Origin of the sequence: Sphingobium fuliginis (assembly GCF_015074805.1) — a bacterium.
Classification (GTDB): domain Bacteria; phylum Pseudomonadota; class Alphaproteobacteria; order Sphingomonadales; family Sphingomonadaceae; genus Sphingobium; species Sphingobium fuliginis.
In genome coordinates, this window is the sequence record NZ_CP060035.1 from 20,797 (window position 1) to 47,361 (window position 26,565).

16 protein-coding genes and 1 tRNA gene are annotated in these 26,565 nt (G+C 66.0%); 10 read left to right on the forward strand and 7 right to left on the reverse strand.

Features of this window, described 5'->3' with window-relative positions:
- Positions 1-41: 41 nt before the first annotated feature.
- Both H5V43_RS00110 and H5V43_RS00115 read right to left on the reverse strand, forming a co-directional pair.
- On the reverse strand, positions 42-1,844 hold the full coding sequence (locus tag H5V43_RS00110; RefSeq protein WP_099186233.1) for an acyl-CoA dehydrogenase C-terminal domain-containing protein: 1,803 nt from the start codon (positions 1,842-1,844) through the stop codon (positions 42-44).
- 34 nt (positions 1,845-1,878) lie between these two features.
- A complete protein-coding gene (locus H5V43_RS00115; protein ID WP_025548781.1) occupies positions 1,879-2,286 on the reverse strand; it encodes a MerR family transcriptional regulator in 408 nt (135 codons plus the stop codon).
- A gap of 105 nt (positions 2,287-2,391) precedes the next feature.
- Here H5V43_RS00115 and H5V43_RS00120 point away from each other — a divergent pair, with 105 nt between their 5' ends.
- The 8 genes from H5V43_RS00120 (at position 2,392) to H5V43_RS00155 (ending at position 11,677) form a co-directional block, all read left to right on the forward strand.
- Positions 2,392-2,808 (forward strand): hypothetical protein, encoded by a 417-nt coding sequence (locus H5V43_RS00120; protein ID WP_025548780.1) that lies wholly within the window; start codon positions 2,392-2,394, stop codon positions 2,806-2,808.
- Positions 2,809-2,851: 43 nt separating this feature from the next.
- Positions 2,852-4,888 carry a TonB-dependent receptor family protein gene (locus tag H5V43_RS00125; RefSeq protein WP_025548779.1) on the forward strand — a complete coding sequence of 679 codons (2,037 nt, stop codon included), beginning with the start codon at positions 2,852-2,854 and terminating at the stop codon, positions 4,886-4,888.
- Between the two features lie 177 nt (positions 4,889-5,065).
- Positions 5,066-6,688 (forward strand): NAD(P)/FAD-dependent oxidoreductase, encoded by a 1,623-nt coding sequence (locus H5V43_RS00130; protein WP_025548777.1) that lies wholly within the window; start codon positions 5,066-5,068, stop codon positions 6,686-6,688.
- A gap of 158 nt (positions 6,689-6,846) precedes the next feature.
- Positions 6,847-7,893: a D-alanine--D-alanine ligase family protein gene (locus tag H5V43_RS00135; protein ID WP_025548776.1), complete on the forward strand. Its 1,047-nt coding sequence runs from the start codon at positions 6,847-6,849 to the stop codon at positions 7,891-7,893.
- Entirely contained in the window at positions 7,890-8,690 is an 801-nt protein-coding gene (locus tag H5V43_RS00140; RefSeq protein ID WP_025548774.1) for a nucleotidyltransferase family protein, read from the forward strand. Before H5V43_RS00135 ends, H5V43_RS00140 begins: the two co-directional genes overlap by 4 nt.
- A gap of 5 nt (positions 8,691-8,695) precedes the next feature.
- On the forward strand, positions 8,696-9,781 hold the full coding sequence (locus H5V43_RS00145; RefSeq protein WP_025548773.1) for a sugar-transfer associated ATP-grasp domain-containing protein: 1,086 nt from the start codon (positions 8,696-8,698) through the stop codon (positions 9,779-9,781).
- Positions 9,778-10,947, forward strand: a complete 1,170-nt coding sequence (locus tag H5V43_RS00150) for a glycosyltransferase (RefSeq protein ID WP_099186232.1) — start codon at positions 9,778-9,780, stop codon at positions 10,945-10,947. Before H5V43_RS00145 ends, H5V43_RS00150 begins: the two co-directional genes overlap by 4 nt.
- Positions 10,948-11,176: 229 nt before the next feature.
- Complete coding sequence (locus H5V43_RS00155) at positions 11,177-11,677, forward strand: energy transducer TonB family protein (RefSeq protein ID WP_025548772.1); 501 nt, start codon at positions 11,177-11,179, stop codon at positions 11,675-11,677.
- Positions 11,678-11,803: 126 nt separating this feature from the next.
- Here the strand turns inward: H5V43_RS00155 and H5V43_RS00160 are convergent, their stop codons facing one another.
- Positions 11,804-12,829, reverse strand: coding sequence for a DUF2279 domain-containing protein (locus H5V43_RS00160; RefSeq protein ID WP_244968635.1), 1,026 nt, complete (start codon positions 12,827-12,829; stop codon positions 11,804-11,806).
- 574 nt (positions 12,830-13,403) lie between these two features.
- Here H5V43_RS00160 and H5V43_RS00165 point away from each other — a divergent pair.
- Positions 13,404-13,772 (forward strand): thermonuclease family protein, encoded by a 369-nt coding sequence (locus tag H5V43_RS00165; protein ID WP_025548770.1) that lies wholly within the window; start codon positions 13,404-13,406, stop codon positions 13,770-13,772.
- 71 nt (positions 13,773-13,843) lie between these two features.
- On the opposite strand, the gene H5V43_RS00170 is transcribed toward H5V43_RS00165, so the two are convergent.
- The 3 genes from H5V43_RS00170 to rpoB form a co-directional block, all read right to left on the reverse strand.
- Positions 13,844-13,917: transfer RNA gene (locus H5V43_RS00170), tRNA-Gln, on the reverse strand.
- A 235-nt stretch (positions 13,918-14,152) separates the two neighbouring features.
- Entirely contained in the window at positions 14,153-18,409 is a 4,257-nt protein-coding gene (rpoC, locus tag H5V43_RS00175; RefSeq protein ID WP_037482269.1) for a DNA-directed RNA polymerase subunit beta', read from the reverse strand.
- Positions 18,410-18,494: 85 nt separating this feature from the next.
- On the reverse strand, positions 18,495-22,658 hold the full coding sequence (gene rpoB, locus H5V43_RS00180) for a DNA-directed RNA polymerase subunit beta (protein WP_044661637.1): 4,164 nt from the start codon (positions 22,656-22,658) through the stop codon (positions 18,495-18,497).
- Positions 22,659-23,106: 448 nt separating this feature from the next.
- Between rpoB and H5V43_RS00185 the strand changes: the two genes are divergently transcribed.
- Positions 23,107-25,365: a TonB-dependent receptor gene (locus H5V43_RS00185; RefSeq protein ID WP_025548768.1), complete on the forward strand. Its 2,259-nt coding sequence runs from the start codon at positions 23,107-23,109 to the stop codon at positions 25,363-25,365.
- Here H5V43_RS00185 and H5V43_RS00190 read toward each other — a convergent pair.
- Complete coding sequence (locus H5V43_RS00190) at positions 25,345-26,547, reverse strand: MFS transporter (RefSeq protein ID WP_244968636.1); 1,203 nt, start codon at positions 26,545-26,547, stop codon at positions 25,345-25,347. The genes H5V43_RS00185 and H5V43_RS00190 overlap by 21 nt on opposite strands.
- Positions 26,548-26,565 lie beyond the last annotated feature (18 nt).

The following is a 26,565-nucleotide window of genomic DNA, read 5'->3' on the forward strand; positions in this document are numbered from 1 at the left end:
TCCGGCTTGGGCCGGATGGAGCGCCTTGCCTGCCCCGGCGGTCAGGCCGCCAGGAACATATCCGGGTCGAGCGCCATCAGGCTGTCGGCGCCGCCCTCGATCTTGCGGCGGAGCGCGCCGGCGTCGGGCATGATGCGTTCCGCGAAGAAGCGGGCGGTCACCAGCTTGGCTTCCAGGAATTTCGCGTCGCCTTCCCCCGCCGCCAGCAGGGCCGCTGCGGCCTTGCCCATGCGAAGCCACATCAGGCCGGTCGCAACGATGCCCAATATGTGCATATAGTGCACCGCCCCCGCCCCGGCATTGTCGGGGTTCTTCATCGCATTCTGCATCAGCCACATGGTCGCCGCGCCAAGCTGGCCGCTCGCCTTTTCCAGTGCCTCGGCAAGGCCGGCGAGCTTCTCGTCACCCTTGGCCTGCGCCACTTCATCCGCGACGACCTTCAGGAAGGCCTGAAGCGCGCGGCCGCCGTTCATCGGCAGCTTGCGCCCGACCAGATCCATCGCCTGCACGCCGTTGGTGCCTTCGTAGATCTGGGCGATGCGGACGTCGCGGACATATTGTTCGACGCCATTTTCCCAGATGTAGCCATGGCCGCCGAACACCTGCTGCGCCATGACGGTGACGTCGAAGCCCTTGTCCGTGCCATAGCCCTTGATCACGGGGGTCAGCAGTTGCACCAGATCGTCGGCGGCCTGGCGTTCCTCTTCGGTGGCGGCCTGATGGGAAAGGTCGACCTGGAGCGCGCCCCAGAGCATCAGCGCGCGCAGCCCTTCGGTCAGCGCCTTCGCCTCCATCAGCATGCGGCGGACGTCGGGATGGACGAACAGCGTGTCGGCCTTTTCCTCCAGGTCCCTGGGGCCGGTCAGGGCGCGGCCCTGACGGCGGTCATGGGCATAATGGGCGGCGTTCTGATAGGCGATCTCCGCCTGTCCCAGGCCCTGCAGGCCGACGCCCAGCCGCGCGGCGTTCATCATGATGAACATGGCGGCCAGGCCCTTGTTCTCCTCGCCCACCAGCCATCCGGTGGCCCCGTCATAGTTCATGACGCAGGTGGCGTTGCCGTGAATGCCCATCTTGTGTTCGAGCGATCCGCAGGAGACCGCGTTGCGCTGCCCCAGCGATCCATCCTCGTTCACCAGGAACTTGGGCACCACGAACAGCGAAATGCCCTTGCTGCTGTCCGGCGCGCCGGGGGTCTTGGCGAGGACGAGGTGGATGATGTTTTCGGCAAGGTCATGCTCGCCCGCGGAAATGAAGATCTTGGTGCCGCTGATCGCGTAGCTGCCGTCGGCGTTCGGAACCGCCTTGGTCTTGATGAGGCCAAGGTCGGTGCCGGCATGCGGCTCCGTCAGGTTCATCGTCCCGGTCCATTTGCCCGACACCATATTGGGCAGATATTTCCGCTTCTGTTCCTCGCTACCCTTGGCGAGCAGGGCGGCCACGGCCCCGCTGGTCAGGCCATGATACATTTCGAAGCTGTGATTGGCCGAGAGGATATATTCGCTGACCGCCGTGGCGACGACATGGGGCAGGCCCTGGCCGCCATATTCGGCCGGTGCGTGCAGCGTGGTCCAGCCGCCCTCGACATAGGCGTCATAGGCCGCCTTGAAGCCGGTCGGGGTGGTGACGCTGCCGTCGGGGTGGCGGGTGCAGCCTTCCCTGTCGCCCACGGCGTTCAGGGGGAAGAGGACTTCGGCGGCGATCCTGCCGCCTTCGGTCAGGATCGCGTCGACCAGGTCCGCGGACGCATTTTCGAAGCCGGGGAGGTTGGTGTAGCGGTCCAGCCCCACGATGTGATCGAGCACGAAGCGGGTGTCGCGGACGGGGGCGGTATAGCTGGGCATGATCTTCTCCGGACGGTTCTGTTCTGGTGGGGGATTATCTGTCGAGGACGGTCACGAACTGCGAGAGTTCCGCTATGGCGGCGTCGATGTCGTCCTTCTGCCGCGTGAGCAGGTCGATGCGCGCCCTGCACTTTTCTATGGTGACGCGGCGCTGTTCCTCATGCTCCTCGTCGGCGTCATAGAGGTCGATCATCTCGCGTATGTCGGACAGGCTGAAGCCGACCCGCTTGCCGCGCAATATCCAGGCCAGGCGGGCGCGGTCGCGGCGCGAATAGATGCGGGCGAGGCCCTGCCGTTCCGGGGCGATCAGCCCTTCATCCTCGTAGAAGCGCAGGGCGCGGGCGGTGACGCCGAATTCTTCCGACAGGTCGGTGATGGTATAAGACTGCCGGTCGCTGTGATCGGGCAGTTCGATACCGGCGATACTGGTGTGTTTGTCCATGCCGGCTGATGTAACGGTGCTTTACGTTTACGTCAAGGTGAGTGTGCGGCCCCTGGCCCTTTTGTCCTAGTGACAGGGCAGGCCGTCGCCGCTAGGGCCTGGGCCATGATGGGGGCAGTCAGACGATCGGAATCGGCAAGGGGCCTGCTGGCCGCGCTGGCCCTGCTCGTCCTCGCGATCCAGCTTGTCGCGCCTTCGGGCTTCATGCCGGTGCGGACCGAACGGGGCGTCGTCGTGACGCTCTGCACCGGGCAGGGCGCGGTCAATGTCGTGGTCGACCGGGGCGCCTTCGACCGGCATGGCGAGTCGGGCCGGCATCGTCCGGACGACGGTGCGCCGGGGCAGCAGCATTGCCCCTTTGCCGCATCGGTGCAGCCGCTGGTTCCGCCGCTGGCTCTGGCCGATCTGCCCCTGCCCGCCTGGCAGCTTGGTTTCGGGCCCATCGCCTTCGCGCTCAAGATAGGGCTGATCGCGCGGCTGGCCGCGCCGCCGCCGCCCTCCTCGGGGCCGCCCGCCTTCTGAAAATCCGCCATTTTCCGCGATTTTTCAGTAAGGTTATCATTTCATGCCAGTCTTTTCCGTTTCGCGCGGCGTCTCGCTGTGCGCGCTTGCCTGTTCCCTGTCCGCTCCCGCTTTGGCCGAGGAGGCCGAGCAGAGCCGGATCATCGTCACCGCCAGCCCCGTGGTGGAGGAAGCCGCGGCGAAAGTCGTCCGCACCCCCGGCGGCGTCGACGTGGTGTCGGCCGGGGATTTCGAGGACAGGCTCGCCATCTCCCTGCGCGATGCGCTGAGCTTCTCGCCCGGCGTCTACACCCAGCCGCGCTTCGGGCAGGAGGTGCGCATCTCCATTCGCGGGTCGGGCCTGTCGCGCGGCTATCATATGCGCGGGCTGACGCTGTTGCAGGATGGCATCCCGATCAACATGGCCGACGACAATGGCGACTTCCAGGAACTGGACCCGCAGGTCTTCCAGCATCTGGAGGTCTATCGCGGCGGCAATGCGCTGCGGCTGGGCGGGTCGACGCTGGGCGGGGCGATCAATGCGGTGACGCCGACCGGGCGCACGGCGCCGGGCGTGGAGATGCGGGTCGACGGCGGGTCGTTCGACACGTTGCGGGCGAAGGCGGCCTATGGCCATGCCGGCGCGCGGGGCGACGCCTGGGCCGCGGTGACCGCCGACCGGTCCGACGGCGACCGCGACCATGGACGGCGCAGGGCGCTGCGCTTCAACGGCAATGTCGGGCTGAAACTCAGTGAGCGGGTCGAAACGCGCTTCTATGCCAGCGTGCAGACGATCCGGCAGAAGTTGCCCGGCGCGCTTAATGAAAGCGATGCGCTGGATCATCCGGCGAAGGGCAATTTTACCGGCGATCAGGCACGCAACATCGATTCGATCCGCTTGCAGAACCGCACCACGGTGGCGCTGGATGGCGGGGAGCTGGCGTTCGGCGTCTATTATAACGCCAAGGCGCTGGATCATCCGATCTATCAGGTCGTGGACCAGAAATCGGAGGATCGCGGGGTCTTTGCCAGCCTCGACCTGGCTGGTGACCTTGGCGGGATGCCGGTCGGGCTGACGCTGGGCACGCAGGCGCGTTTCGGGCAGGGCCGGTTCCGGCAGTTCGTCAATGTGAACGGCAGGGCGGGGGCGCCGACATCCTATCAGAAGGCGCGGGCGCAGACGATCAACAGCTATGGCGAGGCGCGGATCGCGCCGCTTGCAGGGCTCTGGCTGATCGCGGGCGGCATCTACACCCATGGCGAGCGGCGGCTGGACAACCGCTTCGCTCCGGCGCGGAGCGGGGATGCGTCCTTTGACGCCTTTGCGCCGAAATTCGGGCTGCTCGTGGAGCCGGCGCAGGCGGTGCAATTCTATGCGAACTACAGCCGGTCGGTGGAATTGCCGGGCTTTATCGAGCTTGGCCAGACGCAGTTCGATACGCTGGCCGTCGGCTTCGTCCCGCTCCAGCCGCAAAAGGCATGGACAGCGGAGATCGGCACTCGCGGGACGCTGGGCATGGCCCGTTGGGACATCAGCATCTACCGGGCCGATCTTCGCGGCGAGATGCTGCAATATGGCGCGGGCGACAGCGCCATTCCGGCGGCGACCTTCAATGCGGGCCGCACGCGCCATCAGGGCGTCGAGGCAGGACTGGACCTGACGCTGACGCCTTGGGCGACGCTGCGGCAAGTCTATCAATATAGCGATTTCCGCTTCCGGGGCGATGCGCAGTTCGGGAACAACCGCCTGCCGGTGGTGCCGCGCCATTTCTATCGGGCGGAACTGAAGCTGGGGACGGAGCGGCTGAGCATTTCGCCCGCCGTCGAGTGGCTGCCGCAGGGTGCCTGGGTGGACTATGCCAACACGAAGCGGGTGGGCGATTACGCGACGCTGAACCTGGGAGCGCAGGCGGAAGTGCGGAAGGGGCTGACCCTGTTCCTCGATGCGCGCAACCTGACCGGCGAGCGGGCCGTGGGCGACATCAGCGCGGTGGTTCGCTATGTGCCGGACAATCCGGCGACTGTGGCGAATGAAGGCAGCGTCGCCTTTTATCCCATCGAACGGCGCGCCTTCTATGGCGGGGTGCGCGCCCGGTTCTAATTCAAGCGTCATTCCCGCGAAGGCGGGAAACGCAGTTCAGCAAAGCTAATCCATCTCCGACGCGGCATCCCGTCTATTCTTATGGGAGATGGGTTCCCGCCTTCGCGGGAACGACAATGGGAGAGATAATCTAAGGAGCACTGGAGCCGACTCGGTAATAGGTTTAGGGGCAGGCGGATGTTGCGCCTTTCCGGACTGAAACTGCCCCTCGACCATCCCGCCGGGGCGATGCCCGCCGCCATTTGCGAGCGGCTGGGCCTCGAACCGCAGGAATTGCTGGCCCATGTCGTCGTGCGCCGGGGCAATGATGCGCGGCGGAAGAATGCGATCCAGCTCGTCTATACCGTCGATGTCGAGCTGGCCGACGAGGCGGGCGTGCTGGCGCGCTTCGCGAAGGATCATGACGTCCGCCCGCGCCCGGACACCGGTTATAAATTCGTGGCCAATGCGCCGCCGGGCTGGTCGGGCAAGCGCCCCGTCGTGATCGGCGCGGGTCCGTGCGGGCTGTTCGCCGGCCTCATCCTCGCGCAAATGGGCTTCCGGCCGATCATCCTCGACCGGGGCAAGGTGGTGCGGGAACGGACCAAGGATACCTGGGGCCTCTGGCGGCGGGCCGAACTCAACCCCGACAGCAATGTGCAGTTCGGAGAGGGCGGGGCCGGCACCTTTTCCGACGGCAAGCTTTATTGCCGCGTCAAGGACCCGCGCTTCCTGGGCCGCAAGGTGCTGGAGGAATTCGTCGCGGCCGGTGCGCCCGACGACATCCTGACCGAGGCGCATCCGCATATCGGCACCTTCCGGCTGGTTTCCATGGTGGAAGCGATGCGGCGGCAGATCGAGGGGCTGGGCGGCGAATATCGATGGCGGCACCGGGTCGACGAACTGGAGCTGGAGCGGCAGGCGGACGGCACGCAAAAGCTGCGCGGGCTGCATCTGGCGGATGGCGGCTTCATCGAGGCGGACCATGTCGTGCTGGCGGTGGGCCACAGCGCCCGGCCCACCTTCGAGATGCTCCACCGCCGGGGCGTGCATATCGAGGCGAAGCCCTTTTCCATCGGCGTGCGGATCGAGCATCCGCAAAGCTGGATCGACCGGGCGCGCTACGGCAGTTGCGCGGGGCATCCGGTGCTGGGGGCGGCGGCCTACAGCCTGGCCCATCATTGCGCCAATGGGCGGACGGTCTACAGCTTCTGCATGTGCCCCGGCGGGCGGGTGGTGGCCGCGACGTCCGAGGAGGGGCGCGTCGTCACCAACGGCATGAGCCAATATTCGCGGGCCGAGTTCAACGCCAATTCAGGGCTGGTCGTCGGCATCGATCCGGAACGGGACTATCCCGGCGGGCCGCTGGCGGGGATCGAATTGCAGCGCCATTGGGAAAGCATGGCCTTCGTCGCGGGCGGCGAAAGCTATCATGCGCCGGGGCAGAAGGTGGGCGATTTCCTTGCCGGCCGCGCCTCGACCGGGTTGGGGGAGGTCGTCCCTTCCTACAAGCCGGGCGTGACCCTGACCGACCTGTCGCGCTGCCTTCCCGAATTCGTGCTGGAGGCGTTCCGCGAGGCGATCCCGGTCTTCGGCCGGCAGATCGCGCGCTACGACCATCCGGACGCGGTGATGACGGGGGTGGAGACGCGCACCTCCTCCCCCATCCGCATCACGCGGGGCAGGGACTTCCAGAGCCTGAATGTCGCGGGGCTTTATCCGGCGGGCGAGGGGGCAGGCTATGCGGGCGGCATCCTTTCCGCGGCCATCGACGGCATCAAGGTGGCGGAAGCGGTGGGGCTGGGCATCGCGGCGACTTGATGTCGCATCTTCCTGATTGCGCAGCCATGCGGGACCTGCCGCTTTGGCGGGGTGAAATAAAGCGGTCATGCGCCCGTCATCCTATCGTCTCCTGACCGACGCTCTGCCGTAACTCCAGCGTCAAGGCGGCGTCATGCAGCCGCGTTAGCAGTCGTGGCATGACGACCAGCCCCGACCGCTGCATGCGCATTCCGGCCGCCGACAAGGCGCGGCTGCGCGTCCTTTTCCTTGCCAAACATGCCTGCGCGGGCGGGCGGCCGGACGCAGTGGACGGCAATCACGCCATCTACCATCATGAGATGCGCTCCACGCTGGAGGGCATCGGCCTCCATGTCGCCGCCGCCAGCCGCTATGATGCCCTGTTCGAACGGCCCGATGCCGATTTCGTCGTCACCCTGCTCAATCGCGGCGGCTTCCAGAACAGCGAGATGCTGGCGCCCCTGCTGCTGTCGTGGCGCGACGTCCCCTTTCTGGGCGCCAGCCCGATCGTGCGCGGCGTGTCGGACGACAAATATCTGAGCAAGCTGATCGCGCGCGCCCGCGGCGTGCCGACCATGAAGGCGCAGCTCTTCCGGCGCGGCGGCCTGCCCGGCGGCCCCGCTTTCGCGGCCGAGCGGCTGGTGGTGAAGCCGAACGCATCCTCCGCCTCCTGGGGGCTGGCCATGGTTGACGGCTGGGCCGAGGCGCTGGTCCATGCCGATCGTCTGTTCGACCTGGGCCATGACGTGCTGGTGGAGGCCTGGGCTCCGCTGCTGGATGTGGCGGTGCCGGTGGTGGGCGGCAGCGGCAACGCCCCCTGGGTGCTGCCGCCGATGATGTACGTCCCCGCCGACCCGCATCGCGAGCGCAGCTATGAGGAAAAGCGCGGCTTGGTGGATGCGGGCGACGATCCGCTGGTGCTGGTCGAGGATCGCGACCTGCGCGAGCGGCTGGAGGATTTGACCCGCCGCCTGCTGCCCGAATTCTGGCCGTTCGACTATGGCCGGTTCGAGTTCCGCTACGATCCGGCGACCGATGCGCTGCTGTTCATGGAACTGAACCTGTCCTGCAATCTCTGGTCGAAGAAGACCATTTCGCGTTCCGCCCGTTCGCTGGGCGTGGATCATCCCGCGCTGGTCGAGACCATCGTCGCGCACAGCCTGTTGCGGCAGGGGCTGTTGCGGCAGGGGCTGTCGGCCGACGTGCCGGACCGGGCGGCGGCATGACGACGGCATTGATCCTGGCGGGCAGGCGCGACGGCCTGACCGATCCGCTGGCGCTGGAGGCGGGCGTGTCGCACAAATGCCTGGCGCCCGTCGCCGGCAGCCCGATGCTGACCCATGTGGCCGCGGCACTGGCGGCAAGCGACGGGATCGGGGAGATCCGCGTCGCCATCGAAGATCCCGAAGTGCTGGCGGGCGTACCGCTGCTGCGCCGCCTGCTCGACAGCGGCCGGATGATGCCGGTGGCCGCGCGGCCCAATCTGGTCGACAGCATCCTTGCCGCCGCGCAGGGCGCGCAGTTCCCGCTGTTCATCACCACCGCCGACAATGTGCTGCTGACGCCCGAAGCGGTGGCCGACATGCTGGGCCAATGCGGGACGCCGGGAACCGACGCGGCGGTCGCCTTCGCCCGGCGCGAGTCCGTGCTGGCCGCCCATCCGGAGGGGCAGCGCAAATTCTACCGCTTTGCCGAGGGCAGCTATTCCAACTGCAACAGCTATTGGCTGAAGGACCGCGCAGCCCTGACGGCCGCGGAGACATTCCGGTCGGGGGGGCAGTTCGTCAAGCATCCGATGCGCATCGTCAACGCCTTCGGTTTCCTGAATCTCGTCCGTTTCCGCCTTGGCATCGGCACGCTGGCGGAGACCTTCGCCCGCTTTTCCCGGCGGTTCGGCATGACCATCGCGCCGGTGATCCTGAGCGACGGCGCGGTCGCCATCGACGTCGACAACAGCCGCACCCGCGCCGTCGCGGCGGAACTGCTGGACGCCCGCATGACGGTGGCGCAGGCGGCGGAGTAGCCGCCTTGTTCACCCTGCGCGCCCTGCCCGCCGGACCGGGCGACAATGAGCTGATGGCCGCCTATCACCGGGGGCTGCGCAGCCATTGGAGCCTGAGCCGACGGGTCCTTGCGCGGTTGTTGGCGGAGGCGGGGCAGGGCGGCTGGAGCCGCGCCGAGCGGGCGATGCTGAGCGAAGCCGCGCGCGCCCAGGGCCTGTCGATGCGCGACCGCAAGGGGCTGCACCGGCTGCTCAATCCGGGCGCCTTTCCGCTTGCCGCCAACCCGCTCAAGAACAAGCGCCTGTTCGCCCGGCTGGTGCGGGAGGCGGGCCTGCCCGCGCCGGACAGCCACGATCCGGAGCGGGAGGCGCTGGCGCAATGGCTGGGCCGCCATCATGACATCATCGCCAAGCCCAGCTACACGTCCAGGGGGCGGGGCGTGGAGCGTTTCGTCCGGGACGGGGACCGCTGGCGCGGCGGTCATGGCCGCCTGTCCGAAACGGCGCTGCTCGCCCGGCTGCATCGGCAATGGGCGCGGGGCGGCGTCATCCAGCAGCGGCTCGCCACCCATCCGGCGCTGGAGCCGGTGTCGCCCGGCGCGCTGCCGACCCTGCGTGTCGTGACCGTCCTTGATGAGCGGGGCGCGCCGGAGGCCTGCGCGCTGGCCTTGCGCCTGTCGGCGGGGGAGGGGCGGCCGGTCGACAATTTCAATGCGGGCAATCTGGTGCTGGCGGTGGACGATGCGGGGCGCTGCGGCGCTGCGTGGCGCGGAGGCATGGGACGGGTTCGTCCGGGCCGGCACCCCGCCACCGGTGCGAGGCTTGAAGGCATGATGCTTCCCGACCGGGATGCGGCGGAGGCCCTGGCGCTGGCCGCGCACCGGCGCTTTAGCGAGGGCTTCGCGGTCATCGGCTGGGACATCGGCCTGACCGCGCAGGGACCGGCGCTGATCGAGGGGAACTGGAACCCCGGCACGGACATTGTGCAACTTGTCAGCGGGCGAGGCGTCGGGACCGGACGCATGGGCGCATTATACCGCCATCATCTCGACCGTTTGCCCGATCGACGCTGGCGCACGGCCCGCGCCATCGAAACGGAGGCGCGGCGGTGATCGTCCTCTACGTCCACGCCCTGGCGGCGACCGGCGTGGTGCGCAATGCGCGGCTGCTGGCGGCCGCCCTGGCAGAGCGCGGCCATCAGGTGGAACTGGTGACGGCCGCGCCCGGTGGGGAGGGCGTTCCGGGCGTGCGCCACCATGCGCTGCTCCAGCGGAGCCATGCCTCCCGCCTGATCGAAAAGCTGATCGCGATCCACGCGCTGCGCCGCCATTTGCGGCGGCGCGCGCCGGGCCTGCTGATCTCTGCCGGCAATCACGGTCATTTCGTCGCCTGGGCGGCCAGCAGGGGGCTTGGCGGCCTGCGCCGCGTCTATCGCATCAGCAACGACATGGTGCGTGCCGTTCCGGGCGCCCCGCATGGCGGATCGGCGGGGTGGGAGCGGCGGATCATGACCCGCCTGATCGCCGCCGACGCCGACCGGGTCGTGCTGGTGTCGCCGACGCTGGCCGCCGCGCCGGCCTTCGCGGCCGCGGCGCGCGAGGGGCGGGTCGCGGTCATTCCCAACGGCATCGACGCCGCCGCGGCGCGCGCAAGGGCGGAAGGTCCGGCGCCCCATGGCTGGATGACCGAGGATGCGCCGGTCATCCTCGCCATCGGCCGGCTGGCGAAGCAGAAGAATTTCGAGACGCTGCTGCGCGCCTTCGCCACCTTGCGGCAAAGCCGGCGGGCGCGGCTCATCATCCTGGGCGAGAGCCGGGACCGGATGCGCGACCGGCTGATGGAGCAGGCGCGCAGGCTGGGCATGGCGGACGATCTGGCGCTGCCCGGCGTGGTGGCGAACGTCTTTCCCTGGCTGGCGCATGCCGACGCCTTCGTCCTGCCGAGCTGGTGGGAAGGATCGCCCAATGTGCTGCTGGAGGCGATGGCCGTGGGCGTTCCCGTGGTCGCCTCCCGCACGGCGGGCAATGCGGCCGATCTGCTGGATGGCGGGCGGTTCGGGCGGCTGGTCGACCCGGCGGATGCGACGGCCATGGCGGATGCGCTGCTGGGCCAGATCGAACCCGCCAGCGCCATCCTGTCGGGCAACAGGATCGAAGCGTTCAGCCTGGAGAGGGCGATGGCGGGCTGGACGGATATTGTGGAGCGGCTCGGGGTGACGGTACGTCCGGGGAAAGGCCGAGTCGCCGCCGCGAGCTTCGGTCCCGTTCACCAAAACTGATCAACGACAACGGGTTGGCCCGCATCCCCGCCGTGCCACCGGCAGCCATGCGGCCATGCCGGCGCAAAGACACAATCGTGAAATATTATGCATGTCGATGAGATTGCTGGTTTATATTCATTACCAGCAGGATCGATTTTGTAATATATAGCTTCGCGCTGCTTTCGGCCGGTCAGACACAGCCGCAGCCGCAATCCACGACATCATTATCCTGGCAGAGGAGGCCCTTATGCGTGCCAGATATTTGGTGCTTTGCTCGTCCCTGCTGCTGTCGACAGGGGTTAGCGCCAGACAGCCCGGTGACCAGCTGACCGTCATTGCCTCTCCCGAAAAGGAGATGACCCTTGAAAAATGGCAGAGCCGGACCGCGACCCGGCTGACCGGCAGCATCCGCCGCGCCGCCGATCAGAATTTCGACCGGGATGCGACCGGCTATACCCGCGTCGAATTCCGTCTGGACGGGGAGGGGCGGCCGCAAGCCGTCTCGCTGGCCCAGCCTTCATCGTCGCCCGCCGTCGACAGCATATCGCTGCGGGCGGTGAAGCGGATGGGACGGCTGACGCCCCTGCCGCCGCAGATCGCCGCCTCGTCCCGGTTCGAAGCCTGGATCGTCGTCGCCAGCGACGCGCTGGAACGCGACGCCATGTTGCGCCGGCTGCGCACCGACCACCGCGCCCGGACGATGGCGCAGGCCGACGGCGACAGGCCGGTCCTGATTGCGTCGCGCTGAGCGCCGTCCTTCCCCCCGGATGGCGTTGCGCGATGCGGAGTCTGGAGGAGCGGCCGGGCGGTTCGATGCGGCGCGGGTCAGCCTGCGCGCATCCGCCCCGTTCGCTCTTCCAGCTTCCCTTGCCCGTCAATGGAAATAGGCGGCGGTATAGGGAAGCTGGAAATAGTTGAGCCCGCTGCCGATCGCCCGGCCCAGGCGCGAGCGGCTGTCGCGGAAGAACAGCTGCTTGATGTTGAGGCCGACGCCGAAGAAGATGTCGCGCTCCGGCTCTCTTCCGGCGGCGCGGTCGGCATTGGTGAAATTCCTGCCGCGATAGCCGACCTGCAGTTCGACGAAGCGCAGCGGGCTGTCGCGCAATCCCCTGAAACCGGAAAGTTCGAGCGCCAGAAGGAAGCGCTGCTGCTCATAATGACGCTTTCCCTTGAAGCTGTAGACCTCTGAATTGGGCATCATCAGCAGGCGGAAATCCAGCTTCTCCTCCAGCCCCGGCACGGTGTGGCGGAGCACCGAGAAGGCCGCGCCGCCGCTGTTGAAGACCACGTCCTGTATCGAAAAGCCGCTGTCCTTCTTATGCGCGTCCCACAGCTCGCCATAGAGCATGAGGCCCATGGAAAGCAGCGCCGCGGGCGCCGCCGCCCGCGCCCGGTCATGAGTCCTGCGGGCGATCCGCGCGCCCAGAAATTCAGCGAAGAGATAGGCGTTGAAGGCGTGGGTCAGCTTATCGATGCCCAGATTATGGGTGTTCTTGCCGAACCAGCCCTCATCCTTGAAATGGAAATGGGTCGTGCCGTCGGTCCAATAGGCCTGCGTCGCGGTGATATAGGCGAACAGGCCGATAGTCTCCCATCTGGCGGCGCCGATGCGGCTGCCCAGCGAATGGTAACGCCCTTCCATGACGGGATCGGGAGGAGGCTGGATGCGCGGATCGGCCGGCCCCTGGACCCTGTTGCCGGTCTCGGGCGGTTCCGGCGTCATGGCGCGGAGGTCGAAGGGTGTTTCCAGCAGGGCCGTTTGGACCGCTTCATCCGGGCGGACGTCTTGCGCATCCGCCGGCGTCAGGGCGATGCAGAGAGCCCAGGGGAGCGGCAGGAATGTCCATGCAGGGCGCATCCTCTCCTCCCCGACAGACTGCGCCCATTGCAGGCTTTGCATGGGCGCTTGATCTCATCGCGGGAATTTAATCTGGACCGGCCATCGGGGACAATTTGGGAAAATGGGTAATGCTTGCCCATTATTGCTTATTGCGTTGGCATCGGCGTCCAATAGCGGACGATCTATATCCTGTATCGCGCCCTGCCCCGACGCGCCGGCGAAAATCCCGGGCGGCGGCGATGCGCCATGACATCTGCATGCCCGGGCCGCCCTATATGTCGGAAGTCATATGGCGTCGGATCGGATATTTTACCATTCTGTATCAAAGCGATACATATTCGCGGAGAAAGGCAAAATAGGTTGGAGGATCAATTATGAATGCGTAAACATACGCAATGGGGACAGGTCTCCGGTGGAGAATGGAGGCAGTCGGTGAGGGGCCCGTAGAGGTCGCTCCCGTGCCGGCGCCAGCTTTCCCAAGGTCGTGGACGGCGGGAGTCTGGCACCATTTCCCCCGCAGGTTCCTGCAACGGCTCCGGGCGATGGGACCACTGTCCCGCGCGGGGCAAGGACGATGGGGAGAGGACATGATTGCTAGCCTGGGCGTTTCCCTTCCCGGTCCGAGGTTGAGGGAATGATCGGCGCCCTGTTCCTGGCGTCCGCCCTGACGGTGGTCGATGGCGGCATGCTGCGCGTGAATGGCGAGCCGATCCGGCTGATCGGCATCGAAGCCCCCGACATTGTCGGCCGTTGCCGCAAGGGCAAGACCTGCCCGGAGGACAGTTCGCGCCGGAGCAAGGAAAGCCTGAAGCACGCTTTGCGCGATCCCATCACCATCGTTCCCGTGGCGCGCGACGCCTATGGGCGTACCGTGGCCATCGTCTATGCCGGTGGGCTCAACATGTCGTGCGAACAGCTTCGCAAGGGCATGGCTGTCTATAGGCCGGCATGGGACATGGGGCGCCGGCTGGCCAGGGAATGTCGTTTCCTGACAAGGCGGTGATCGGGCGCGGCGTCTTTGGAGCCCAAAGTGCCCCAGGCCTTGCCGTGTGTCCCGTGATTTTTAGGAAAGTGTGGATGCCCGACAAGGATTCGAACCTTGATTGACGGAGTCAGAGTCCGCTCTCTTACCATTAGAGGATCGGGCATCAGGATGGGCCAGCGGCTCACCGGAGAGGCGCAAATAGGCGGCGATTCCGGATTGGTCAAGAGTTTTGCGACAGGCCTGCCGGACAATTTCATGCCCTGCCCGGCGCAACCATAAAAGAAAACCCGCCGGACAGGCTGTCGCTTCCGGCGGGCTCTTCATCGATCCCCGATGGGGTACGAAGGGCTGGGAGCCGCTTCCCGAGATAGGAAGCGGACCCCATTATTTCAAAGCGCTTATTCCATGTCCTCGGTGGTGAAATCCTCACCCTGGACAACGGCCAGCGGATCGTCGCCAATGGCGGCTTCCGGACCCTGGCGCAGTTCGGCGGCATGCTCTTCCGCAGCCGTCTTGGGCGCGATCAGGTCGACCTGGCTGGAGGCCCGCAGCGCCGCCCGCATCGCCGCGTCACGCGACGAGGCGGCGACGCGCATGCGGTTCATGCCGGCGCCGGTGCCCGCCGGGATCAGGCGGCCGACGATGACATTCTCCTTGAGCCCGACCAGCGTGTCCTTCTTGCCCTGGACCGCCGCTTCCGTGAGGACGCGGGTGGTTTCCTGGAAGGAGGCCGCCGAGATGAAGCTGCGCGTCTGGAGCGACGCCTTGGTGATGCCGAGCAGCACCGGCTTGCCCTCTGCCGGCTGGAAGCCGGGCTGGAGCTTGGCGTTGATCTCCTCCATCTCCTCGCGGTCGACCTGCTCGCCCACCAGCAGCGTGGTGTCGCCGGACACGGTGATCTCGACCTTTTGCAGCATCTGACGAACGATCGTTTCGATGTGCTTGTCGTTGATCTTCACGCCCTGCAGGCGATAGACTTCCTGGATTTCGGCAACCAGATATTCGGCCAGCGGCTCGATGCCGAGCACTTCCAATATGTCGTGCGGGTCGGGCGAACCACCGATCAGGTTGTCGCCGCGCTTCACATAGTCGCCTTCCTGAACGTCGATCACCTTGCTCTTGGGGATCAGATATTCGACCGGCTCGCCGCCATCCTCCGGATTGATGGCGATCTTGCGCTTCGCCTTGTAATCCTTGAGGAACTGGACGCGGCCCGACACCTTGGCAATGATCGCATTGTCCTTGGGCTTGCGGGCTTCGAACAGTTCGGCGACGCGCGGCAGACCGCCGGTGATGTCGCGGGTCTTGGCCGCTTCGCGGCTGACACGCGCCAGCACGTCGCCGGCCTGCACCTGCGCGCCGTCGTCCACCGACAGGGTCGCACCCACCGCCAGCATGTAGCGTGCGGCTTCGCCCGACTGGTCGTCGAGCAGGGTGAGGCGCGGACGAAGGTCTTCTTTGGTGCGGGCGGACCCACGATGCTCGGTCACGACGCGCTGCGCGATGCCGGTCGCTTCGTCGGTCTGTTCGGTCAGCGTCTTGCCGTCGATCAGGTCCTGATACTTCACGATGCCCGGCTTTTCGGTGATCACCGGCATGGTGAAGGGGTCCCACTCAGCGAAGCGATCGCCCTTCTTCACGGTGTCGCCATCCGCGAACAGGATGGTCGCGCCGTAAGGCAGGCGGTGCGTTTCGCGCTCGCGGCCCTCGCTGTCGATGATCGCGATCTCGCCATTGCGGGCGAGCGACAGGCGGCGGCCATTCTTGTCGGTGATGGTCGGCATGTCGCGCAGCTCGATCGTGCCGTCCGACATGGCTTCCAGGTTCGACGTTTCGTTGAAGTTCGCCGCGCCGCCGATGTGGAAGGTCCGCATGGTGAGCTGCGTGCCCGGTTCACCGATGGACTGCGCCGCGATGACGCCGACCGCTTCACCGATATTGACCGGCGTACCACGGGCGAGGTCACGGCCGTAGCACTTGCCGCAGACGCCCATCTTGCTTTCGCAGATCAGCGGGCTGCGGATCTTCACGGCCTGCGTGCCGATGGCCTCGATCTGCGCGACCAGCGCTTCGTCGAGCAGCGTGCCGATCGGCACGATGACCGAACCGTCCTTGCTGTCGACGATGTCCTGCGCCGTGGTGCGGCCCAGGATTCGTTCGCCGAGCGAGGCGATGACCGAGCCGCCCTGCACGATGGCCTTCATCTCCAGCGCCTTGTCGGTGCCGCAATCCTCCTCGACGACGGTGCAGTCCTGGCTGACGTCGACCAGACGGCGGGTCAGGTAACCCGAGTTCGCCGTCTTGAGCGCGGTGTCGGCCAGACCCTTGCGGGCGCCGTGGGTGGAGTTGAAATATTCAAGGACGGTGAGGCCTTCCTTGAAGTTGGAGATGATCGGCGTTTCGATGATCTCACCCGACGGCTTGGCCATCAGGCCGCGCATGCCGGCAAGCTGCTTCATCTGCGCCTGCGAACCACGGGCACCGGAATGCGCCATCATGTAGATGGAGTTGATCGGCGCCATGCGGCCCGTATTCGGGTCCTTGGGCTGGGCGCGGATTTCGTCCATCATGGCGTTCGCGACTTGGTCGCCGCAACGGCTCCAGGCGTCGATCACCTTGTTGTACTTTTCCTGCTGGGTGATCAGGCCGTCCTGATATTGCTGCTCATAGTCGGCCACCAGCGCCTTGGTTTCGTCGACCATCGCGGTCTTCGAATCCGGGATCACCATGTCGTCCTTGCCGAAGCTGATGCCCGCCTGGAACGCGTGGCGGAAGCCCAGCGCCATGATGGCGTCGGCGAACAGCACCGTGTCCTTCTGGCCGGTGTGGCGATAGACCTGGTCGATGACGTCCCCGATTTCCTTCTTGGTGAGAAGGCGGTTGACGACGTCGAAGGGCACCTTGTGCGACTTGGGCAGGCATTCGCCCAGCAGCATGCGGCCCGGCGTGGTCTCGAAGCGCTTCATATACTGATTGCCGGCTTCGTCGGTCTGCGGCACGCGGCTGATGATCTTCGAGTGCAGGGTGACGGCCTTGGCATAGAGGGCCTGATGGACCTCCTGCATGTCGGCCAGCAGCATGCCTTCGCCCGGCTCGCCTTCGCGCTCCATCGACAGATAATAGATGCCCAGCACCATGTCCTGCGAGGGGACGATGATCGGCTTGCCGTTCGCGGGGCTGAGGATGTTGTTGGTCGACATCATCAGCACGCGGGCTTCAAGCTGGGCTTCCAGCGACAGCGGGACGTGGACGGCCATCTGGTCGCCGTCGAAGTCGGCGTTGAAGGCCGAGCAGACCAGCGGGTGAAGCTGGATCGCCTTGCCCTCGATCAGCACGGGTTCGAACGCCTGAATGCCGAGGCGGTGGAGCGTCGGCGCGCGGTTCAGCATGACCGGGTGCTCGCGAATGACTTCGTCGAGAATGTCCCAGACTTCCTTGCGCTCCTTCTCGACCCACTTCTTGGCCTGCTTCAGGGTCATGGAGAGACCCTTGGCGTCGAGGCGGGCGTAGATGAAGGGCTTGAACAGTTCGAGCGCCATCTTCTTGGGCAGGCCGCACTGGTGCAGCTTGAGTTCCGGGCCGGTCACGATGACCGAGCGGCCCGAATAGTCGACGCGCTTGCCGAGCAGGTTCTGACGGAAGCGGCCCTGCTTGCCCTTCAGCATGTCGGACAGCGACTTCAGCGGACGCTTGTTCGCGCCGGTGATGACGCGGCCGCGGCGGCCATTGTCGAACAGGGCGTCGACGGCCTCCTGCAGCATGCGCTTTTCGTTGCGGACGATGATGTCCGGCGCGCGCAGCTCCATCAGCCGCTTCAGGCGGTTGTTGCGGTTGATGACGCGGCGATAGAGGTCGTTCAGGTCCGAGGTCGCGAAGCGGCCGCCGTCCAGGGGAACAAGCGGGCGCAGTTCCGGCGGGATGACCGGCACGACGTCCAGGATCATCCACTCAGGCCGGTTGCCCGATTCCAGGAAGGACTCGACGACCTTCAGCCGCTTGATGATCTTCTTGGGCTTCAGTTCCGACTTGGTGACGGCCAGTTCGTCCAGCAGCGCCTGCTTCTCGCCCTCAAGGTCGAGGTCCATCAGCATCTGCTTGACCGCTTCCGCGCCGATGCCGGCGGAGAAGGCGTCTTCGCCATATTCGTCCTGCGCGTCGAGCAGTTCGTCCTCGGTCAGAAGCTGATACTTCTCCAGCGGGGTCAGGCCCGGCTCGGTGACGATGTAGCTTTCGAAATAAAGGACGCGCTCAAGCTGCTTGAGCTGCATGTCGAGCAGCAGGCCGATGCGCGAGGGCAGCGACTTCAGGAACCAGATGTGCGCGACGGGCGCGGCCAGTTCGATATGGCCCATCCGTTCGCGGCGGACCTTCGACACCGTGACTTCGACACCGCACTTCTCGCACACGATGCCCTTGTACTTCATGCGCTTGTACTTGCCGCACAGGCATTCATAGTCCTTGATCGGACCGAAGATGCGGGCGCAGAACAGGCCGTCACGTTCCGGCTTGAACGTGCGGTAGTTGATGGTTTCCGGCTTCTTGATCTCGCCGAAGGACCAGCTGCGGATGCGCTCCGGAGAGGCAAGGCCGATCTGGATCTGGTCGAAGGTTTCCGGCTTCTGGATCGGATTGGCGAAGTTCGTCAGTTCGTTCATTTTTCAGTCCCTCTAGAGGGTAAATTGTTCGGGGCGGGGCAGGGAGGGAGCGCCGTCTTCGCGAGACAGCGCTCCGGAGTTCCCTTTATTCCGCCGCCTGCGCGAAGCCGTCATCGTCCTCGATCTCGTCCATCGACGCGAGTTCGACATTGAGGCCCAGCGAGCGCATTTCCTTGACCAGCACGTTGAAGCTTTCGGGAATGCCGGCCTCGAACGTGTCGTCGCCCTTGACGATCGCCTCATAGACCTTGGTGCGGCCGACGACGTCGTCCGACTTCACTGTCAGCATTTCCTGCAGCGTGTAGGCGGCGCCATAGGCCTGGAGCGCCCACACCTCCATCTCACCGAAGCGCTGGCCGCCGAACTGCGCCTTACCGCCCAGCGGCTGCTGGGTGACGAGGCTGTAGGGGCCGATGGAGCGTGCGTGGATCTTGTCGTCGACCAGGTGGTGCAGCTTCAGCATGTAGATGATGCCGACAGTCACCTTGCGGTCGAACTTGTCGCCCGTGCGGCCGTCGAACAGGTCCGACTGGCCCGACGAGTGCAGGCCCGCCAGTTCCAGCATCGCCGACACGTCCGCTTCGCGGGCGCCGTCGAACACCGGGGTCGCCATCGGCACGCCGCGTGCGAGATGTTCGGCCAGGTCCACGATCTGATCGGCCGTGCGGCCTTCGATCTGGTCGGCATATTGCGGCCCATAGGTTTCGAGCAGGCGGGTCTTCACCGCATCCGGCATCTCACCGCCCTGCGCGTTCGGATTGGCTTCGCGCCATTCCTCCAGCGCATGCTTGAGCTGCTGGCCCAGGCCGCGCGCGGCCCAGCCGAGGTGCGTTTCGAAGATCTGCCCGACGTTCATGCGCGACGGCACGCCCAGCGGGTTCAGCACGATGTCGACATGGGTGCCGTCCTCCAGGAACGGCATGTCCTCGATCGGCAGGATGCGCGAGATGACGCCCTTGTTGCCGTGACGGCCGGCCATCTTGTCGCCCGGCTGCAGCTTGCGCTTCACCGCGACGAAGACCTTCACCATCTTGAGCACGCCCGGGGGCAGTTCGTCGCCGCGCTGCAGCTTGTCGACGCGGTCCTCGAACTTCTCGACGATCAGCTTCACCGCTTCGTCATATTGCGCCTTGACGGCTTCGATGCCGGCCTGGCGGGCGTCGTCCGCGACCGCGAACTTCCACCATTCATGACGCTCGACCTCAGCCAGCAGGGCTTCGTCGATTTCCACGCCCTTGCGCACGCCCTTGGGAGCGGCCGTGGCGGTCTGGCCCAGCAGCATTTCCTGGAGGCGGTTGAAGGTCGCGCGATTGAGGATGGCGCGTTCGTCCTCGCGGTCCTTGGCGAGGCGGTCGATTTCCTCCCGCTCGATCGCCATGGCGCGCTCATCCTTGTCGATGCCGTGGCGGTTGAAGACGCGGACTTCCACGACCGTGCCGGCAACGCCCGGCGGCAGACGCAGCGAGGTGTCGCGCACGTCGCTCGCCTTTTCACCGAAGATCGCGCGGAGCAGCTTTTCTTCCGGGGTCATCGGCGATTCGCCCTTGGGGGTGATCTTGCCGACCAGGATGTCGCCCGGCTCCACTTCGGCGCCGATATAGACGATGCCCGCCTCGTCGAGGTTGCGCAGCGCTTCCTCGCCGACGTTCGGGATGTCGCGGGTGATGTCCTCCGGCCCCAGCTTGGTGTCGCGGGCCATGACCTCGAACTCCTCGATATGGATCGAGGTGAAGACGTCATCCTTCACGATCCGCTCGGAGATCAGGATGGAGTCTTCGTAGTTGTAGCCGTTCCAGGGCATGAACGCGACCAGCGTGTTGCGGCCCAGCGCCAGCTCGCCGAACTCGGTCGACGGGCCGTCCGCGATGACGTCGCCCGCTTCGATCAGGTCGCCCACCTTCACCAGCGGGCGCTGGTTGATGCAGGTGTCCTGGTTGGAGCGCTGGAACTTCTGCAGCGTGTAGATGTCGACGCCCGACTGGCCGGGTTCGATGTCGCCGGTGGCGCGGATCACGATGCGGGTCGCGTCGACCTGATCGATGATGCCCGCGCGACGCGCCGCGATTGCGGCGCCCGAGTCACGCGCAACCGTGCCTTCCATGCCGGTGCCGACGAACGGCGCCTCGGCACGGACCAGCGGCACGGCCTGACGCTGCATGTTCGATCCCATGAGCGCGCGGTTGGCGTCGTCATTTTCCAGGAACGGGATGAGCGAGGCCGCGACCGACACCAGCTGCTTGGGGCTGACGTCCATCAGGGTGATGTGGTCCTTGGGCGCCATCAGGAATTCGCCCGCCTCACGCGCCGAGATCAGGTCTTCGGCCAGCGTGCCCTCTTCGGTCAGCTCGGCGTTGGCCTGCGCGATCGTGTGCTTGGCTTCTTCCATTGCCGACAGATAGACGACCTCGTTCGTCACCTTGCCGTCGATCACCTTGCGGTAGGGCGTTTCGATGAAGCCGTATTTGTTCACGCGGCTGAAGGTCGCGAGGCTGTTGATCAGACCGATGTTCGGGCCTTCCGGCGTTTCGATCGGGCAGATGCGGCCATAATGGGTCGGGTGAACGTCGCGGACTTCGAAGCCGGCGCGCTCGCGGGTCAGGCCGCCCGGCCCAAGCGCAGAGACGCGGCGCTTGTGGGTGACTTCCGACAGCGGGTTGGTCTGGTCCATGAACTGCGAAAGCTGCGAGGAGCCGAAGAACTCACGCACGGCGGCCACGGCGGGCTTGGCGTTGATGAGGTCGTTCGGCATCACGGTCGACACGTCGACGCTCGACATGCGTTCCTTGACGGCGCGCTCCATGCGCAACAGCCCGACGCGATACTGGTTTTCCAGCAGTTCGCCCACCGAGCGGACGCGGCGGTTGCCGAGATTGTCGATGTCGTCGATCTCGCCCTTGCCGTCCTTCAGGTTCACCAGTTCCTTGACGACCGCAAGGATGTCCTCGGTCCGCAGGGTGGTGACGGTATCCTCGGCGTCGAGGTCGAGGCGCATGTTGAGCTTGACGCGGCCCACGGCCGACAGGTCGTAGCGTTCCGGATCGAAGAAGAGGCCGGCGAAGAGGGCTTCGGCGGTTTCCTTCGTCGGCGGTTCGCCGGGGCGCATCACGCGATAGATGTCGGCCAGCGCCTGGTCCCGCTCCTCGGCCTTGTCGGCCTTCAGCGTGTTGCGGATCCACGGGCCGGTGGTGACATGGTCGATGTCGAGCAGTTCGAGGCGGTCGATGCCCGCCTTGTCCAGCTTCTCCAGATTTTCCGGCGACACTTCGTCCCCGGCCTCGATGTAGATTTCGCCGGTCGACTCGTTGATGAGGTCATAGGCACTGTAGCGGCCATAGACTTCCTCGGTCGGGATCAGCAGGGTTTCAAGGCCGTCCTTCTCCGCCTTGTTGGCGGCGCGGGGCGAAATCTTGTGACCGGCGGCGAACACCACCTCGCCCGACTTGGCGTCGACGATGTCGAAGGCGGGCTTCTGGCCGCGCCAGGCTTCGGCGGTGTAGGGAATCTGCCAGCCGCCTTCGCCGCGCAGGAAGGTCACCTTGTTGTAGAAATAGCCCAGAATGTCCTCGGCATTGAGGCCGAGCGCATAGAGCAACGCCGTGACCGGCAGCTTGCGCTTGCGGTCGATGCGGACGTTGACGATGTCCTTGGCGTCGAATTCGAAGTCGAGCCACGAACCGCGATAGGGGATCACGCGGGCGGCGAACAGATATTTGCCCGAAGAGTGGGTCTTGCCCCGGTCATGGTCGAACAGGACGCCCGGCGAGCGGTGCATCTGCGACACGATGACGCGCTCCGTGCCGTTGACGATGAAGGTGCCGTTCTGCGTCATGAGCGGCATGTCGCCCATGTACACGTCCTGCTCCTTGATATCCAGGACGGAGCGGGTTTCGGTGTCGGCATCCACCTCGAACACGATCAGGCGCAGCGTGACGCGCATCGGCGCCGCATAGGTGATGCCGCGCTGACGGCATTCCTCGACGTCATATTTCGGGTCTTCCAGCTCGTAATGGACGAAGTCCATTTCGGCGGTGCCGGCGAAATCGCGGATCGGGAAGACCGAGCGCAGGGTCTTTTCCAGGCCGGAGACATAGCCGATCGACGGATCGGAACGGAGGAACTGCTCATAGCTCTCCCGCTGGACTTCGATCAGGTTCGGCATCTGCACCACTTCGTGGATGTCGCCGAATACCTTTCTGATGCGCTTCTTCGCGCCGGTATTGCTGATCGTGGGGAGAGCTTTGGTCGCCATTGCGTATCCTGCCTGGTTGTTCGTCGCATTTTTTCGCATCGCAGCGAAAATTCAGCCTGGCCTGTCGGTTTCAGGGGTGATTCGCCCCTCCACCGCCACGCAAAAAAGTGCGGGCCGGGACTGTCCGATCCGCACTGTCAGCGTCTTGTGACCCGCCGTTTTCGCCCAATCCCGCCGGTCCCGTGCGCTAAACGAAGCCGGTCCCCGGGCGATCCGGGGGACGGTTCCCGCACGCCCGAGGGCAGTGCAAGAGCCGGATTTGAAAGACTCATATAGGCTCCATGCCCGCTCTTGTGAAGGGGGCAGGTCTGTTGATTCTGGCTGGTTGCCGCGTCAGGTCGTTGCTGTAGAGAGATGGGATGGCTTTTGCCGGGATTCAACCTCTTCTGCCGTCGGCTCGTCTGTCGTGAAGCCATGGGCGCGCCTGTGTTGCGCTTTCGCACTGGCCATGGCGGCGCCTGCCTATGGGCAGGAGGGCGATGAAGCCGGGGAACCTTCGGCCGGCGAGCATGCCGTCTTCGTCACCGCCCGTCGCGTGGCCGAAGCGCAGGAGAGGGTGCCGATCAGTCTTGACCGCCTTGATGCGGCCGATCTGGAACGGCGCGGTATTGCCAGGCTGGCCGATCTGGCTGGCGTGGCGCCTAATCTCACCATGCCGACCATAGGTGCCTTTGGTGCGCAGCAGCCGATCATGCGCGGCGTCTTTTCTCCCATCGGCGCATCCACGATCGGCCTCTATGTCGATGATGTGCCTATTCAGATCCGGTCGCTGGAGGTGGCGGGCAATCCCGACCTGCGCCGTTTCGACCTCGACCGCGTCGAGGTGCTGCGCGGGCCGCAGGGCACGCTGTTCGGCGCGGATTCCATGGGCGGCACCATCCGCACCCTGACCCGGCAGCCTCAACTGGAAGGCTTGGATGGGCAGGCCAGCGGCGAGTTTGCGTTGGTCGGGAGAGGGGGATTCAGCCGCGAAATGCAGGCGGCCCTGGGCGGCGCCATATTGCCCGGCCGGATCGGCATGCGCGTCAGCGCTTATTATCGCCGCGATGCCGGCGTTATCGACCGGTTCGACCCTGCTTCCGGCGGCCTGTTGACGAAGAATATCGATCACGACGCGGCGCTGGGTCTGCGCTTCGCGTTGAAGGCGGCTCTTGGCGAGCGCCTGGAGTTGACGCCGTCGCTCTTCTTCCAGAGGGCGAAGCGGGGCGACCTGCCCTTTTACGAAAGCAGCCTGGGTCTCTTCCGTCAGACCGCCAGCCTCCGCCAGCCGGGCCATGATCGTTTCCTTTTGCCCGACCTCACCGCGCGGCTGGACCTGGGCGGCGCCGTGCTGACCGGCGTCACCGCCTGGTTGGACCGCCGCAACCGCCAGATAGTGGATTATTCGGGCTATTTCGGAGAGATCATATTGGGTGGCATGGTCCCGGGAATCCGCACGCCGGGCGGCAGCTATAGCCGGACGACGGTCGATCAAACGGTTTTCACGCAGGAGTTGCGCATTGCATCCGCCGATCCTCGTGCGTCCGTCCGCTGGCTCGTCGGCGGCTTCTACAGCCGATCGCGGATCGCCATGGAACAGCATGTGGTCGAGCCTGGGATCGCCGATCTCGCGCAGTCGCAACTGGGCCTGTCGATCGAGGAGATTTTCGGCCTGCCGTTGCTGCCCGGCGGGCTGAGCTATCAAAGCCGGCAGCAAATTCGCGAGCGCACGCTGGCGGTTTTCGGGCAGGCAAACTGGACCTTCGCGCCCCGTTGGGAAGTGACGGGAGGCCTGCGTCTGTCCTATAATCCATTGCGCTTCCGCTTGATGTCGGAGGGGCCTTTTGCGGGCGGCAGCAACGCGGTCGGGCCCCGGGGACAAAGCGATACGCCCCTCATTCCCTATGCCGGGCTGTCCTGGCGACCGGGGGGCGACAGTCTTGTCTATCTGAGCGCCGGCAAGGGTTTTCGCGGCGGGGGGACCAATGGAGCGGTGCCGGCGAACAGTTGCGCGGCCGATCTTTCGGCGCTGGGCCGCGCTGCCGCACCGGACAGCTATGGCTCCGACTCGCTCTGGAGTTATGAGGTGGGCGTAAAGGCGGGATTGCCCGCTCGGCGGCTTCACTTGTCGTTGGCCGCTTTCCGCATCGACTGGCGACGCATACAGCAGTCCGTCACCTTGCCCAATTGCGGCTTTTCCTATGTCGACAACCTGGGGGCGGCTCGCAACCAGGGTGTCGAGCTGGCGTTACGGAGCGAGCCGCTGCGGCGGCTGGTGCTGGATTTCTCGTTCGGCTTCGTGGATGCGCGTTTCCGCCGCGATGTTGGGCTTCCAGGCTCGACTATCGTCGCGGCGGGCGACCGGATACCCTATGTACCGCGATGGTCGGGGACGCTGGCGGCGGAATATGGCTTTACGCTGCCGGGGCGGCTGGACGGTTTCGTGCGGACCGAATGGCGGCAGGCAGGGCGCTATCGCCGCGCACCTTCGACCCGGTCGGTGGCCTATGATCCGCGTGTCTATTCGGGCGAGGGAAGCGAACTGCTGTTCCTGCGCATGGGGCTTGGCCGCGATGGCTGGCAGTTGTCCGCCTTTGTCGACAATCTGCTGAACAGCCGCGCGCTGCTCTACCGCAATGCGGAGCTGGTGCCGGTAACCGGATCGCCGCTGCGCGAAATGGCGCAACGGCCGCGCACTGTCGGTCTGTCAGCCAGCTTCGCACTGTGACGAACGAACCGATGCGATAAGCGGCGCGGCGGCCAGTGCGAGTGCCGCATAGACCGAGACGGGCAAGCCGTAACCGCCGCCCGCCGCGCGCATCTGGTCTGTCCAGAGCGGCGCCAGCGCGCCAACCAGGCTGATGATCGCGGTGTTGAGGCCGAGCAGCCGGGGGAACGCCTCCGCCTCCGCCGCGTCGGCGAGCAGCATCGATCCCGACTGGCCCGGCAGCGCGCTCGCAACGCCCCAGAGCAGGACGAACAGCCAGACCCCGGCCATGTCCATCATGCGGACCCCCAGCAGCGCCATGGTCCCCGCGGCCAGCAGCAGCGCCGTCGCGGTCAGGCTGCGCCGCGCGCCGAGCCGGTCGGCCAGCATGCCGCCCATCAACAGGGCGGGCAGGCCGAGCAGATTGGCGCTGCTATAGGCGAGGACCGCCGTGGATTGGCTCAGGCCCTCCGCCATCAGGCTGTCCACCGCCGCGAACAGCACGCCGTTGATCGCGAGCTGCAACAGGGTCATGGCCAGCGCGATCCTGAGGAAATTCCCCGTCCGGATGGCTGCTGGACGCGCGGTCCGCTCCACCGGCATCGGCCCGGCATCCGTCCGGCCCCCGGGGACGAGCAGCACCAGCAGGGGGCAGGCCAGCATGATCGCCGCCGAGCAGAACAGCATGGCCATGCGCCAGGTCCAGAAGGTCATGGCCGCCGCGACAAATGGCGGTACGACGGCGCCCGCCACGACGGCGGCGCCCAGAAAGACCGCAAGCGCGAGGCCTCGCCGCGCCACATGATGCCGCGTGATGACGGCGATGCCGGGCACGATGGTCGATGCGCCCGCGCCGAAGCCCGACAGCGCCATGCCCGCCATCAAGGCCGTTCGCTGCTGCGCGATGGCGGCGAGCGCGAAGCCGGCCGCACTGAGCAGAACGCCGATCAGCAGCACCGGCCGGACGCCGGCTTTTCCCATGGACGAACCGACCGCCAGGCTGGCAAGGCTCATCGCCAGCAGGAACGCGGTGGCGCCGCCGCCCGCCTGCCCCCCGAAATCGGCCGCGATCCCGGGCAGGAGCACGCCCAGCGACATCAGCGTGCACCCCTGGACCAGCAGCGTCATGGCCGACAGGGCGAGGACCGGAAGCCAGGCGCCGTCTGCGGAAAAGCGGGGGAGGAGGAGCAAGGGACGCGGCACGACGGCAGCTTTATCCGT

Coding starts and splice junctions, on each gene's coding strand:
- H5V43_RS00160 (WP_244968635.1), bottom strand. CDS start 12,829: ATGCAAAGCCTGCAATGGGCGCAGTCTGTCGGGGAGGAGAGGATGCGC.
- H5V43_RS00135 (WP_025548776.1), top strand. CDS start 6,847: ATGACGACCAGCCCCGACCGCTGCATGCGCATTCCGGCCGCCGACAAG.
- H5V43_RS00130 (WP_025548777.1), top strand. CDS start 5,066: ATGTTGCGCCTTTCCGGACTGAAACTGCCCCTCGACCATCCCGCCGGG.
- H5V43_RS00155 (WP_025548772.1), top strand. CDS start 11,177: ATGCGTGCCAGATATTTGGTGCTTTGCTCGTCCCTGCTGCTGTCGACA.
- H5V43_RS00125 (WP_025548779.1), top strand. CDS start 2,852: ATGCCAGTCTTTTCCGTTTCGCGCGGCGTCTCGCTGTGCGCGCTTGCC.
- H5V43_RS00120 (WP_025548780.1), top strand. CDS start 2,392: ATGATGGGGGCAGTCAGACGATCGGAATCGGCAAGGGGCCTGCTGGCC.
- H5V43_RS00110 (WP_099186233.1), bottom strand. CDS start 1,844: ATGCCCAGCTATACCGCCCCCGTCCGCGACACCCGCTTCGTGCTCGAT.
- rpoC (WP_037482269.1), bottom strand. CDS start 18,409: ATGAACGAACTGACGAACTTCGCCAATCCGATCCAGAAGCCGGAAACC.
- rpoB (WP_044661637.1), bottom strand. CDS start 22,658: ATGGCGACCAAAGCTCTCCCCACGATCAGCAATACCGGCGCGAAGAAG.
- H5V43_RS00165 (WP_025548770.1), top strand. CDS start 13,404: ATGATCGGCGCCCTGTTCCTGGCGTCCGCCCTGACGGTGGTCGATGGC.
- H5V43_RS00115 (WP_025548781.1), bottom strand. CDS start 2,286: ATGGACAAACACACCAGTATCGCCGGTATCGAACTGCCCGATCACAGC.
- H5V43_RS00140 (WP_025548774.1), top strand. CDS start 7,890: ATGACGACGGCATTGATCCTGGCGGGCAGGCGCGACGGCCTGACCGAT.
- H5V43_RS00185 (WP_025548768.1), top strand. CDS start 23,107: ATGGCGGCGCCTGCCTATGGGCAGGAGGGCGATGAAGCCGGGGAACCT.